Annotated in this window: 13 protein-coding genes and 1 pseudogene; 8 read left to right on the top strand and 6 right to left on the bottom strand. The window is 60.0% G+C overall.

What is annotated here, in order from left to right; genetic code table 11:
- Positions 1-127 precede the first annotated feature (127 nt).
- Positions 128-811 carry a PDC sensor domain-containing protein gene (locus tag BM321_RS30410; RefSeq protein ID WP_092441627.1) on the top strand — a complete coding sequence of 228 codons (684 nt, stop codon included), beginning with the start codon at positions 128-130 and terminating at the stop codon, positions 809-811.
- A gap of 251 nt (positions 812-1,062) precedes the next feature.
- Here the strand turns inward: BM321_RS30410 and BM321_RS04245 are convergent, their stop codons facing one another.
- Positions 1,063-1,728, bottom strand: a complete 666-nt coding sequence (locus BM321_RS04245) for a LuxR C-terminal-related transcriptional regulator (RefSeq protein WP_092441626.1) — start codon at positions 1,726-1,728, stop codon at positions 1,063-1,065.
- Positions 1,715-2,515, bottom strand: coding sequence for a DUF3108 domain-containing protein (locus BM321_RS04240; protein ID WP_256573367.1), 801 nt, complete (start codon positions 2,513-2,515; stop codon positions 1,715-1,717). Before BM321_RS04240 ends, BM321_RS04245 begins: the two co-directional genes overlap by 14 nt.
- A gap of 226 nt (positions 2,516-2,741) precedes the next feature.
- Here BM321_RS04240 and BM321_RS04235 point away from each other — a divergent pair, with 226 nt between their 5' ends.
- From BM321_RS04235 to BM321_RS04220, 5 genes are all read left to right on the top strand, one after another.
- Positions 2,742-3,170, top strand: coding sequence for a DUF1810 domain-containing protein (locus BM321_RS04235; protein ID WP_092327619.1), 429 nt, complete (start codon positions 2,742-2,744; stop codon positions 3,168-3,170).
- Positions 3,163-3,642 (top strand): DUF4760 domain-containing protein, encoded by a 480-nt coding sequence (locus BM321_RS04230; protein ID WP_092441625.1) that lies wholly within the window; start codon positions 3,163-3,165, stop codon positions 3,640-3,642. The genes BM321_RS04235 and BM321_RS04230 overlap by 8 nt, the downstream gene beginning before the upstream one ends.
- A gap of 14 nt (positions 3,643-3,656) precedes the next feature.
- Positions 3,657-4,412 (top strand): SIR2 family NAD-dependent protein deacylase, encoded by a 756-nt coding sequence (locus BM321_RS04225; RefSeq protein ID WP_092441624.1) that lies wholly within the window; start codon positions 3,657-3,659, stop codon positions 4,410-4,412.
- Between the two features lie 197 nt (positions 4,413-4,609).
- Positions 4,610-4,768 (top strand): hypothetical protein, encoded by a 159-nt coding sequence (locus BM321_RS30405; protein ID WP_158264733.1) that lies wholly within the window; start codon positions 4,610-4,612, stop codon positions 4,766-4,768.
- Positions 4,769-4,864: 96 nt separating this feature from the next.
- Positions 4,865-5,653, top strand: coding sequence for a nucleotidyltransferase domain-containing protein (locus tag BM321_RS04220; protein WP_092441623.1), 789 nt, complete (start codon positions 4,865-4,867; stop codon positions 5,651-5,653).
- Positions 5,654-5,737: 84 nt separating this feature from the next.
- Here BM321_RS04220 and BM321_RS04215 read toward each other — a convergent pair.
- The 4 genes and pseudogenes from BM321_RS04215 to BM321_RS04200 all read right to left on the bottom strand — a co-directional run bounded on the left by BM321_RS04215 (position 5,738) and on the right by BM321_RS04200 (position 10,111).
- Positions 5,738-6,239 (bottom strand): annotated as a pseudogene (locus BM321_RS04215) (GNAT family N-acetyltransferase).
- A gap of 318 nt (positions 6,240-6,557) precedes the next feature.
- Complete coding sequence (locus tag BM321_RS04210) at positions 6,558-7,802, bottom strand: saccharopine dehydrogenase family protein (RefSeq protein ID WP_041476374.1); 1,245 nt, start codon at positions 7,800-7,802, stop codon at positions 6,558-6,560.
- 25 nt (positions 7,803-7,827) lie between these two features.
- Positions 7,828-8,925, bottom strand: coding sequence for a carboxynorspermidine decarboxylase (locus BM321_RS04205; protein ID WP_058545429.1), 1,098 nt, complete (start codon positions 8,923-8,925; stop codon positions 7,828-7,830).
- Positions 8,926-9,175: 250 nt separating this feature from the next.
- The gene (locus BM321_RS04200) at positions 9,176-10,111 is read right to left on the bottom strand and encodes a Ppx/GppA family phosphatase (RefSeq protein WP_092441622.1); all 936 of its coding nucleotides are present in this window, start codon (positions 10,109-10,111) and stop codon (positions 9,176-9,178) included.
- 222 nt (positions 10,112-10,333) lie between these two features.
- Here BM321_RS04200 and ppk2 point away from each other — a divergent pair, with 222 nt between their 5' ends.
- Positions 10,334-11,251: a polyphosphate kinase 2 gene (gene ppk2, locus BM321_RS04195; protein WP_092327920.1), complete on the top strand. Its 918-nt coding sequence runs from the start codon at positions 10,334-10,336 to the stop codon at positions 11,249-11,251.
- Positions 11,252-11,318: 67 nt separating this feature from the next.
- Positions 11,319-12,938 carry an inorganic phosphate transporter gene (locus tag BM321_RS04190; RefSeq protein ID WP_092327610.1) on the top strand — a complete coding sequence of 540 codons (1,620 nt, stop codon included), beginning with the start codon at positions 11,319-11,321 and terminating at the stop codon, positions 12,936-12,938.
- Positions 12,939-12,943 lie beyond the last annotated feature (5 nt).

Raw genomic sequence — 12,943 nt, 5'->3', positions numbered from 1 at the left:
AGTGCTCCTGTCGTCGCGCTCAGTGGTGAGCGGACCAGTACCCCAAACTGGAAAATTTTGAGAGGATGCATACCAAGAACGCCATGGAATAAAGGCCTTTCCAATCCCATCCCCATGGCGGCCCGACATGTATATCCCTCTCTTCCAAAGCTTGCGGGCACGCTTCGCCATCGTCGTGGCACTGGTGGTGCTGCTCCTCAGTTGCATCTTCGGCACCGTTATCGGCGAGTCCTCCATTTCGCGGCTCAAGGAGCAAACCGGGCTGCAACTGAGCGAATATGCCTACTCGATGATCGATCGCCTCGATCGCGACATGAGTAACCGTTCAAAAGCGCTCACGGTCCTGAGCAAGCTGGAAACCCTGCGCAACACGGCGAGCCCCGGCGAAGCACGCGCCCTGCTCGACCACCTTAGCCAGCAGTTCCCGAACTATTCCTGGATCGGCCTCACCGACGCCCACGGCAAAGTGGTCGCATCGACCAACGGGGTGCTCGCAGGTGCCGACATCTCGCAACGGCCGGTCTTTGCCAGGGCGCGTGAAGAGACATTCATTGGCGATGTTCACGAAGCCGTCCTGCTGGCCAAGTTGCTGCCGAATCCTTCCAGGGAAGCGATGAAATTCGTCGATATCAGCATGCCAATCAAGGACGTCGCCGGAAATCTCACGGGGGTGCTCGCGACGCATCTTTCCTGGGAATGGGCCGCGGAAGTCGGTCGATCGCTTTTCGACCCCTTGCAGGAGCGCCTGCCTGGCCTGGAGTTCCTGGTCATCAGCAAGGACGGCACCGTCTTGCTGGGCCCAAGGACATGATCGGCAAACCCGCCGGGATCACGCTCGATGGGCGCGGACAAAGCTGGTCGGTCGAGCGCTGGCCGGGGAGTCGATCACGGTCGGCTGCAGCATCGGCGGGACGCTGTGGACCGGCGGCGAGTTTGCCGATGCGCTGGCCCAGGCCGATGAAGCGCTCTACCGGGCCAAGCGCGCGGGCAAGTCCCAGGCGAAATTCCATGACACCTCGCGCACCGACGAGGCTGCCCATGCCGGTTCGAAGGTCTGAGGCACTAGCGCAAGGTCTGAAGCGCCTCGCGCCCGGCAAAACGGGCAGCGGCCACCGCCCTGTTGGGAACGTTCAGCGCACGGATCAACGAAGAGACATGAATGCGCACGGTGAAGGGAGAGATCTCAAGCGCTGAGGCGATTTCCTTGTTGGTCTTGCCTTCGGCGATCAATTGCCAGACCTCTCGCTGCCGTGACGTGAGCTTGCTCATGTCATCATCGGGACCGAGTGGCAGCGAGCCCGAAGGCGCATACTTGACCCGCACTTCGCCACGGCGAATATCGGCGATGGCCTGGCCGACCTGGTCGGGAGAAAGGCTCTTGCCGACAAACCCGTCTACACCGGTGGCCATGACACGGCCAATGACATCGCTGTCATCCAGCGTCGAAACCACAATCATCACGGTGTGCGTGAGTGCCTGGCGCAACTGCGCGAGCTCGCTGATGGAGCCCAGGCCGGGAAGACGTATTTCAAGAGTCAGCGTATCGAGAGGTTGTCCATTCGTTGCCAGCGTCCGTACTTCCTCCAGACTGCCTGCTTGCTCGATCACTGCGTCAGGTATCAGGCGCTCCAGCAACACCATCATCCCCTCTCGGAACAGCGGATGCTCATCTGCCACGATAATCCGGCAAATCTTCCGACCCGAGACGCGTCTCTCATCGTGTCCCATACTGCATCTTGACGACTTCACTGATTCTCTGCGCAACGCCATTGGCCGGAGGCGTGACGGATCGGATCGACTGACCACGATAAGGTCCGTCCGCGGGAAACCAATTCTGGACAACGACAACCTGTTTCGGCTGCTCGGCCGAAACCGGGCCCGTGAAGATTTCATTGGTGAACTTGCAGGTATCAAACGTCCCCAGGGCCGTCTTGATCGTTTCACGCCCGTTATAAGTCAGCTTCTCGACGACATCGAACTCGACCGTTCCCCCGGCGCTCACCGCTTTGTTCTTGTAGCTGACGGTGACGGTCTGCCCAGGTTGCAGATCAATCGGTGTGGAAGCGGGAGGCTGGTAGGTGGTGGTCATCAACGATGCCCCGGCACCATGGCGATCACCGTAACGAATAAGCCGACCGTCCTTGATCTCGGCGAAGGTCGTCGTCAGGAAAAACGGCGCATTGTTCAGGAACGACGTGTGCACCGAAGCCACCGGATTGGCGCCGGCAAACGCCTCGCGCCCGAGCGTCTCGGTTTTACCGCGACTGGTGGCTGGCGACAGGTTGTCGCGACTTTCATACTCCACTACCGTCCCGGCCTGGAAATCCGCCTCGTTGGTGCAAGCCGCGGAGGATGTCTCACTGGCAGTGGCAGCCGACGCACCGGCGATCAAAGAACCCCAGCCACTGGCGACAAGGGCCGAGACGGCAAATGCCGTTGCGAGGCGCTTGCGATAAGCCGGGCAGACGTTGGACTTTCTGGCGGGTGTGTTTTTCAAAAACAGATCCTTGTTCAAATAGGCTCGTTGCGGCCGGTCGAAAACCCGATAGCGCTCATAGGTTAGGGTCGAGTGCCGACCGGCGCTATAGCGCAAGTGTGCTATAGGCTTTGCCCTCGTTCTGAATGGGGGTGATGATCGAGACTACCGATACGCGCCAGACCATGACATCATAAAGCCACTACTTTTGATCGAACCTGGCGCGCTTCATTCTTCAGCCTTGAAACCGGTATCAGAGGCTCGCATGACCGAATCACTGGAGCGTTTTGTCCAGGCGCAAGCGTCAACCTATGACCGCGCTTTGCTCGAGCTACGGCACGGCCGCAAGGAAGGCCACTGGATGTGGTTCATCTTTCCCCAATTACGCGGCCTGGGTGTCAGCGAGAACGCCACCTACTACGGCCTGCGCGATCTGGAAGAAGCGCGCGACTATTTGCATCACCCGCTTCTGGGACCACGACTGGAGTGCGCAACCCGCGCCGTCCTGGACTCGGACGTCGCGGTAGAGAAACTCCTGGGGACACTCGACGCCATGAAATTCGCGTCCTGCATGACGCTGTTCGCAGCGGCCGCGGGCGAGCATTGCGTGTATGCCCAGGCGCTGGAGGATCGGGTGAATGTCGACTCAAGAACACTGGAACTACTTAAGGGGCGAGAGAGAAAAAATGTCTAATTACGAAACATGGACGTTGGTGGTCCAGGTGGTCGTGGCCCTGGTGGCCCTGCTGTCGATGTACCTGGTTGTTCGCCAGGTGGTCATCCTGACGGCACAACTGAAGGCGACTCAACAGGCATCCGAGGCCCAGAGCATCATTTCGATTGTCGAGTTCCTGCAAGCCAGCCAGGCCCGGGATGCCCGGCAAGCGGTTCGCGCCACGCTGTCGACCCTGCATCATGACCAATGGGACGCCACCCATGTCCAGCACGCCTCGCTGACCTGTGCGAACTACGACGTCGTCGCGGCGTTATTGCGTGCCGACTTGATCAAGAACAAGCACATCATCATCGAAAACTGGGCGCCGAGCATCAAGCACTGCCACCAGATACTTGCCCCTTTCATTGAGACAAAACGTGCCCAGCCCGGCGGCGACCGAAAGTACTGGAGCAACTTCGACTGGCTGCGCGACCAGTGCTCTCAGGTCTGACGGGGGATGAGACGGTGAATCCAGAAGTCATTTTCGCCGAAACGGTGAAACGCCTGCGAGCGGCCAAGCACCTTGCCATTTTTACCGGTGCCGGCATTTCCGCACAAAGCGGTATCTCCACGTTCCGTGATCCCTCGACCGGCCTCTGGGCGCGTTACGACCCAAAGAAACTGGCCACCCCCGCCGCTTTCGCCAAAGACCCTGCACAGGTATGGGCATGGTACAGCTGGCGCCGAACGCTGGTTAACCAAGCGCAGCCCAATGACGCGCACCGGGCAGTCGCCAGGCTGACCCAGAGCTTGCCCCGCGTGACCGTCATCACACAGAACGTCGACGACCTGCTCGAACGAGCCGGATCCAAGGAGGTGATTCACCTTCACGGTGATCTGGCCAGCGCCCGTTGCTTCCAGTGCAATCGTCCCTACCTGGGCGCGTTGCCCGTGGATGTCGGGCCGGACTGCGACAGCCTGAAACCCCCACGTTGCCCACACTGCGACGGCCGGATCCGCCCCAATGTCGTCTGGTTCGGCGAGGGAATGCCGGAGCGGGAACTGGACCAGGCCTTCAGCGCGGCCCGCGACTGCGACGTCATGCTCTCCATTGGCACCTCGGGAAACGTCTACCCGGCGGCACGGATTCCAACATTGGCAACCGAGCATGGCGCCTGGCTGGTGCATATCAATATCGAACCAATGGGGCCCGCTTCCGATAAAACGCTAGTGGGCGATGCGACCCACTGGTTGCCGAAGCTGGTCGAGGCGTTGGGCTGATGCTTCCTGCAAAACCTGCCCATGATCCCAAAGAACGCCCTCGAGGCAATGACCAAAGGCGCCCCCCTGACGCCGCAACAACTGCTTGTCATGCATCAAATGTTGGCAACCGCCAGGACAGACGCCGATACTTTCGTGCTGGCCCTGCCCGTCTGCGCTCAGCCAATGACAGCCGCCCCGTGTGGACCCAGATAAACTTGGCAGCCAGCAATTGGATCGTCGCCCTGGAGCGCCTGCAGCAGCATTGGGCCTCAGGAGCCGACGCCGCTGAACTGAACCAGGACCTCGTCGCAGCACGGGCCGGTTATGACGAGTTGCTGTTGCGCTATAACGCTGCGGTGGAGCATCAGTATTGATTCGTCGGAATTGTTACTTAATAGCTCCCTGCTTTAACAGTCGCGCCATCAAAAATGGTGTTATTGCACACAAATTCATCTGATCAGAGTGAGCACATGGTTTCCATAGCTGTTCGGGAAGAAGTTCAAGACCGTCTCCGCCGTGCTGAAAATGAACATGAGGTGAAGGTCCTGCTCGCCGTAGAGTCAGGCAGTCGTGCCTGGGGATTCGCGTCCCCCAATAGTGACTATGACGCACGCTTCATCTACGTCAATAAACCTGAGTGGTATCTCTCGGTCGGCCTAGAGGAGCAACGCGACGTCATCGAGTACCCGATCATCGATGATATGGACGTCAATGGTTGGGATCTGCGCAAGGCCTTGAGACTGTTCTGGAAGTCAAACCCGGGGTTTGTCGAATGGGTGCAGTCCACCATCATCTATGAACGTTCTGGCTCATTTCACGAACGCGCCAAAGCGTTGCTGCCGCAGGTCTACTCGGTTGAAAGCGGTATCTACCATTATCGCAGCATGGCGAAGACCAATTTCAGGGGGTACTTGCAGTCTCCTGAAGTACCGCTGAAAAAATATTTCTACGTACTGCGGCCATTGCTATCGGTACGGTGGCTGGAGCGCTTTGATAAACCAGCTCCCATCGAGTTTGACACGCTGCGCCAAGTCATCGACGGTGAGCCCGAATTGCACCGGGCCATTGATGACTTGCTTGCGATCAAGCGGGCATCACCAGAAATGGGGCTTTCACCGCAGATCATGCCTATTCAGAAATTCATTGAGCGGGAGTTGCATCGGCTTGAGGCTATCAAGCCGACGCGCAGCGGACGTAAGGAAGTCGAGCCGCTCCTGTCGGAGCTGTTTCGCTCAGTACTGAAGGAAACGTGGGAATAATCCAAGACATTGGCTTTATCGAATCGCCAGGACGGATTTAAAACGTACAAGCGATTCCTGACACTGTCCGGTGTGAACCGAGTTCTAGATCGAAAGCGCAAAGCGGCCTCCACCCTCGACGGCCTCGCTGCCCGACAGCGCGTCAGGCACAAACCCGCACTGCTCAAGGACCTTCCTTGAGCCGATGTTGTGCTCATAGACATAAGCCACCAGTTGCGTAAGCCCCCAACGCATCCGCGCCGCCTCGATCAGATGTTTCAGGGCCCGCGTTGCCAGCCCTTGCCCGCAAGCGCGTTGATCAATGCGGTAGCCCACCTCGGCGCAACCGCGTGGTGAATGGATGCCTTTCAAATTCGCCCGCCCCACTATTCTCCCGCTGGCGTCTTCGATCACAAACGGGTGCCAGACGCCCACGGCAAAAATCGGCCAGATAGCCTTCAATGTGATTGGTGACGCCCGTCCATGAATAAAAGGCAGGGTCGCGTGCGTCGATCTGCGACTCGAACCATTCACGGTTATGGATTTCGAAGGCCAGCAGCGCTTGCACATCGGTCATTTGCAGCTCGCGAATTCTGAAGGGTTTCACTGATGGCTTCTCCTGGGGCCGTGAAGCGCAATCGTAAGGTCGGGTGATCGTTCATGGCGAGGGTTTCTGCTTGGGCGGTTCTTTGTTGGGGCCGCTGCGCAGCCCAGCGGGAGCAAGCTCCCTCGCCACGGGCCTATTGGATGGCCTTCTAAACGAAAAATGCTCCGTACCTTTCGATACGGAGCATTTCTTCAAGGCTTCCCGCAGATTGCCAGGTATTCACGCGACGGTGAGTCTCCTGATTCAATCGCCTGCAGAATCCAGAGCGATCCTGCAGTTCCTATCGGGGGAGCCAATGGGGAACCCGCCTGGAGTCCTTCAGGCGTTCTGGTTCCAGGGACGGTCGCCATGTTCGTCCTTGATGCGTGTCGGCAGGCCCATCACATCCAGCGCCTCGAGGAACGCCTCGGCAGGCAGCTCTTCGACGTTGACCATGCGCTGCACGTCCCACTCGCCACGGGCCACCAGCAAGGCCGCGGCCACGGGTGGCACGCCGGCGGTATAGGAAATGCCCTGGCTGTCGGTTTCGGCGTAGGCGTCCTCGTGGTCGGCCACGTTGTAGATGAACATCTCGCGCGGCTGGCCATCCTTGACGCCCTTGACCAGGTCACCGATGCAGGTCTTGCCGGTGTAGCCCGGCGCCAGCGAGCTCGGGTCAGGCAGCACGGCCTTGACCACTTTCAGCGGCACGACTTCCAGGCCTTCGGCGGTCTTGACCGGTTGCTCGGACAGCAGGCCGAGGTTCTTGAGCACGGTGAACACATTGATGTAGTGCTCGCCGAAGCTCATCCAGAAACGCACGTTGGGCACGTCGAGGTTCTTCGACAGCGAGTGCACTTCGTCGTGGCCGGTCAGGTACAGGTTCTGCGAGCCGACCACTGGCAGGTCGTCGGTGCGCTTGACCTCGAACATGGTGTTGCTGGTCCACTGGCTGTCCTGCCAGCTCCACACCTGTCCGGTGAACTCGCGGAAATTGATTTCCGGATCGAAATTGGTGGCGAAATATTTGCCATGGGAGCCAGCATTGACGTCGAGAATGTCGATCGAATCAATGCGGTCGAAATGCTGTTGTTGCGCCAGTGCCGCATAGGCATTGACCACACCCGGGTCGAAGCCCACGCCGAGAATGGCGGTGATGTTCTTTTCCTGGCACTCCTGGAGATGGTTCCACTCGTAGTTGCCGTACCAGGGCGGCGTCTCGCAGACCTTGCCCGGTTCTTCGTGGATGGCGGTGTCCAGGTAGGCCACGCCGGTATCGATGCAGGCACGCAGCACCGACATGTTGAGGAAGGCAGAGCCGACGTTGATGACGATCTGCGACTCGGTTTCGCGAATCAGCGCCTTGGTCGCTTCGACATCCAGAGCGTTCAGTGCAAAGGCCTTGATGTCGGCGGGTTGCTTGAGGCTACCCTTGGCCTTGACGCTGTCGATGATGGCCTGGCATTTGGAGATGTTGCGCGACGCGATAGCAATACGACCGAGTTCGTCGTTGTGCTGCGCGCACTTGTGGGCCACCACCTTGGCGACACCTCCTGCACCAATGATAAGTACGTTCTTCTTCAATTTCTTTATTTCTCCTTCCGCCAACTCAAGAGAGGCTGGACAAGTAGTCGTCGTAAACAAACTCGCGAACCACCTCGACGCTGCCGTCGAGTTGCTTCACAACGATGGACGGCATTTTCAGGCCGTTGAACCAGTTTTTCTTGACCATGGTGTAGCCCGCTGCGTCGATGAACGACAGCCGATCGCCGATGGACAGCGGACGATCGAATTGGTACTCGCCAAAGATGTCTCCAGCCAGGCAGGACTTGCCGCACACCATGTAGGTGTGTTCGCCCTCGCTCGGTGCCAGCTTGGCGTCCAGGCGATAGATCAGCAGATCGAGCATGTGTGCCTCGATGGAACTGTCCACCACGGCCAGGTGCTTGCCGTTGTAGAGCGTGTCGAGCACGGTGACTTCCAGCGACGCGCTCTGGGTGATCGCGGCCTCGCCCGGTTCCAGGTAGACCTGCACGCCATACTTCTGCGAGAAGGCCTTGAGCCGTGCGCAAAAGGCATCCAGGGCATAACCCTCGCCGGTGAAATGGATGCCGCCACCGAGGCTGACCCACTCGACCTTATGCAATAGATGACCGAAACGCTCCTCAATCGTGCCCAGCATCTGGTCGAACAAACCGAAATCGCCGTTCTCGCAGTTGTTGTGGAACATGAACCCGGAGATATGCTCGATGACCTGTTCGATTTTCACTGGATCCCATTCGCCCAGGCGGCTGAACGGTCGCGCCGGGTCGGCCAGCAGGTAATCGGAGCTGCTCACTTGCGGGTTGACCCGCAGGCCGCGAACCTTGCCGGCCGACGCCTCGGTGTAGCGCTGCAACTGGCCGATGGAGTTGAAGATGATCTTGTCGCAGTTGGCGAGCATCTCCTCGATCTCATCGTCGGCCCAGGCCACGCTGTAGGCGTGGGTCTCGCCCGCGAATTTCTGCCGGCCGAGCTTGAGTTCATAAAGCGACGACGACGTGGTGCCGTCCATGTACTGCTGCATCAGGTCGAACACCGACCAAGTGGCGAAACACTTGAGCGCCAGCAAGGCCTTGGCCCCGGACTGCTCACGCACATAGGCGATCTTCTGCATGTTCGCCAGCAGCTTTTGTTTGTCGATGAGGTAGTACGGCGTTTTGATCATTTTCGAGGCCTCCGGGCAAGGCGAGCCAAAAAAGGATGCGCATTGTGCCTTCACTGACTGCAGATCGAAAGAGCGAAAAGCCCCGTTCACGCAATCATCCTGATCCAGATCGACGCTTTGCGATCACCGGACATACCGGCCGCCCAGGCGACGAAATGCTGAATCTGGCAAAGGGAGGATAACCAAAGGGCGCTGACGCTCGACCTTGAGCCGTCGCGGATAACCGGCCTTGCACAACAGGCCATCGGTGTCAGTGTTTATGCATCAGGTCATGAAGGACACCAAACCTCAGGCCCGCTTCGCAAACGATCATGTCTGTAATGCCGAAGACCTTGAACGCCGCCAGCATGATCGCCAGGCCACCGGGCAGGATGCCCAGGCGATGGCTCTGCAAGCCGGCCAATCTGAGGCGGTCGACATGGCCGACTTCCAGCAGCCGCAACGACAGGCGCAACAACCCGCTGTAGGTAATGCCGCCTTGTCCAACATCATTGAGACCATTGGCCTTGAGCACTTTGGCCAACATCCGCGCCGTACCGGAAGAGCCGATCACCTGCTGCCAGCCCTGCACGCGATAACGCGCCGCCACCGCTTCAAACTGCAGGACCGCCACGCGTTCAGCCTCCAGCAGCGCTTGAGCGGTGATGCGTCCGTCCGCAAAGTAACGCGCGCCAAAGGTGCCGCTGCCGATGGCAATGCTTTCCGTCAGCAGCGGCTGAGCGCCCTGCCCCAGAATCAGTTCGGTCGAGCCACCGCCGATGTCCACCACCAGTCGCGTCCGCTCGACACCGGGCACCGCATGGGCGACACCGGCATACACCAGCCGGGCTTCTTCATGTCCGGACAGCACGTCGATCCGAAACCCCAGGTGCCGCTCGGCACTGGCCAGGAACAATTGGGCATTGGCCGCTTCGCGCACGGCACTGGTCGCCACCGCCCGCACCCGTCCCGCTTCGAAGCCCCGCAGCTTTTTGCCAAATCGGGCCAGGGCTTGCCAGCCTCGATCCAGCGCCAGCTCGTCCAGGGCCCCGGCTTGCAGGCCCTCGGCCAATCGGACCGGCTCGCGCAGGGTTTTCACTTCCTGGATCACCCGTTGTCGATTGCGCTTGACCGACTGGCCAATCATCAGGCGAAAGGCGTTGGAGCCCAGGTCAATGGCCGCGAACAGGGGGGCGTCGCCTTTCATAGTGGTGTTCCTTGATTCATCAGCCAGCAGGCACAAGCACTGCGGGCATTCCACGATGGTTTGCGAAGATCCTGCCATGGGTTCGATGACACCTGAATGACACCCCTTGTGCTCCAGTAACTGTTTTAGCCAAGGGCAGCGCATGAAGCACAGATGACCGTCACTACTATGTAACAAATTGCAACTAGCGTGGATGGCGCCTCCACGACCGAGTTTTCCATCATGCTTTCAACCCAGGACACCTTGGTACAGCGCATCCACCGCGAATTGCTCGATCACAGCGACGAAGAACTGGAGCTGGAGCTATCCGAAGACGGGCATGACCTGAACGCCTTGTTCGATGAACACGGCCCGGATAACAGCGAGAAAGAAATCCGACGCCTGTATTTCAGCGAACTGTTCCGCCTTCAGGGCGAACTGGTGAAGCTGCAAAGTTGGGTGGTCAAGACCGGGCACAAGGTCGTGATCCTTTTCGAAGGACGCGACGCCGCCGGCAAGGGTGGCGTGATCAAGCGCATTACCCAGCGGCTCAATCCCCGGGTGTGTCGCGTCGCCGCCCTGCCCGCCCCCAACGACCGTGAACGGACTCAATGGTACTTCCAGCGCTATGTTTCGCACCTGCCGGCGGCGGGTGAAATCGTGCTGTTCGACCGCAGTTGGTACAACCGCGCCGGGGTCGAGCAAGTCATGGGGTTCTGCACCGACGAACAGTACGAAGAGTTCTTCCGTACCGTGCCGGAATTCGAGCGGATGCTCGCCCGCTCCGGCATCCAGTTGATCAAGTACTGGTTCTCCATTTCCGACCAGGAACAGCACCTGCGCTTCCTCAGCCGCATCCATGACCCGCTCAAGCAATGGAAGCTCAGCCCCATGGACCTGGAGTCCCGCCGGCGCTGGGAGGCCTATACCAAGGCCAAGGAAATCATGCTCGAACGCACCCACATCGCCGAGGCGCCCTGGTGGGTGGTGCAGGCCGACGACAAGAAAAAAGCCCGGCTCAACTGCATCCATCACCTGCTTGGGCAAATGCCCTATGAAGAGGTGGAGCTGCCGACCATCGAACTGCCGCAGCGGGTACGCCAGGAAGACTACTCCCGCAGTCCGACGCCACCGGAGCTCATCGTGCCCCAGGTCTACTGAGACCCGCCAGGCAGGGACGCCCGGCACCGAGCCCCCACTTCCACCGCTCACTGAGCCGGATTTCATCATGACGAACCAGACCCTGACCATGGACTCCTCGAGTGCCATCGCCCCCAGCTCGAGACCGCAACTCAACCGCAAGCCAAGCGTGCTCACCCTGATGGTGTTTTTCGCGGTACTGGGCAGCGGCTTGCTGTTTACCGCCTACAGCCTGATGCACGACATGAACGAACTCGGCACCGTGGTGACCACCTGGACGCCGTTCCTGCTGTTGGGCGTGGCACTGGTGATTGCCCTTGGCTTCGAATTCGTCAATGGTTTCCACGACACCGCCAACGCCGTGGCCACCGTCATCTACACCAACTCCATGGCGCCGAACGTGGCCGTGGCCTGGTCGGGCTTCTTCAACTTCCTCGGGGTGCTGCTCGCCAGCGGCGCGGTGGCCTTCGGTATCATCGCCTTGCTGCCGGTCGAACTGATCCTGCAAGTCGGTTCCTCCGCCGGCTTCGCCATGATCTTCGCCCTGCTGATCGCCGCCATCCTCTGGAACCTGGGCACCTGGTGGCTGGGCTTGCCGGCGTCGTCGTCCCACACCCTGATCGGCTCGATCATTGGCGTGGGCGTCGCCAATGCCTTGATGCACGGGCGCGACGGCACCAGCGGCGTGGACTGGGCCCAGGCGACCAAGATCGGCTATGCATTGCTGCTCTCGCCATTGGTGGGCTTCGGCTGCGCGGCGTTGTTGTTGCTGGCGCTGCGGGCCTTCGTCAAGAACCGCTCGCTGTACAAGGCGCCGGAAGGCAACACCCCGCCGCCCTGGTGGATTCGCGGCATGCTGATCCTGACCTGCACCGGTGTGTCATTCGCCCACGGTTCCAATGACGGCCAGAAAGGCATGGGCCTGATCATGTTGATCCTGGTCGGCACCCTGCCGATGGCGTATGCGCTGAACCGCACCATGCCCGCCGACCAGGCCCTGCAATTCGCCGCTGTGGCACAAGTCACCCAGCAAGCCCTGGTGAAGCACTCGCCGCTACCGGCCCCGACGGACCCGCGAGCGATCCTCACCACCTACGTTGGCAGCAAGGAAGCGACGCCTCAGTTGGTGCCGGCCCTAGCCGCCATGACCGGCAGCATCGGCGCCGAGGTCAAGGGCTACGGTTCGCTGGCCAAGGTGCCGGCCGAAGCCGTGGGCAACGTGCGCAACGACATGTACCTGACCAGCGAAACCATTCGCCTGATGGACAAGAACAAGGTCGGTCACTTCGACGCCGACACCAGCGCCCAGCTGCAATTGTTCAAACAGCAGATCGACACCTCCACGCGCTTCATTCCTCTGTGGGTGAAAATCGCCGTGGCCATCGCCCTCGGCCTGGGCACCATGGTCGGCTGGAAACGCATCGTGGTGACGGTAGGTGAAAAAATCGGCAAGACCCACCTGACCTACGCCCAAGGCGCCTCGGCCGAAACCGTCGCCATGCTCACCATCGGTGCCGCCGACATGTTCGGCTTGCCGGTGTCCACGACCCACGTGCTCTCCTCCGGCGTGGCCGGCAGCATGGTCGCCAACGGCTCTGGCCTGCAGATGCGCACCATCCGCAACCTGTTGATGGCCTGGGTACTGACGCTGCCTGCCGCCATCCTGCTGTCCGGCAGCCTCTACTGGTTGTTCACCAAACTGTTCTGACCTGC

The sequence above is a fragment of the Pseudomonas sp. NFIX10 genome, assembly GCF_900111955.1.
GTDB classification, from domain to species: Bacteria; Pseudomonadota; Gammaproteobacteria; order Pseudomonadales; family Pseudomonadaceae; genus Aquipseudomonas; species Aquipseudomonas fluorescens_AA.
This window is presented reverse-complemented; position numbering and strand designations above follow the sequence as displayed.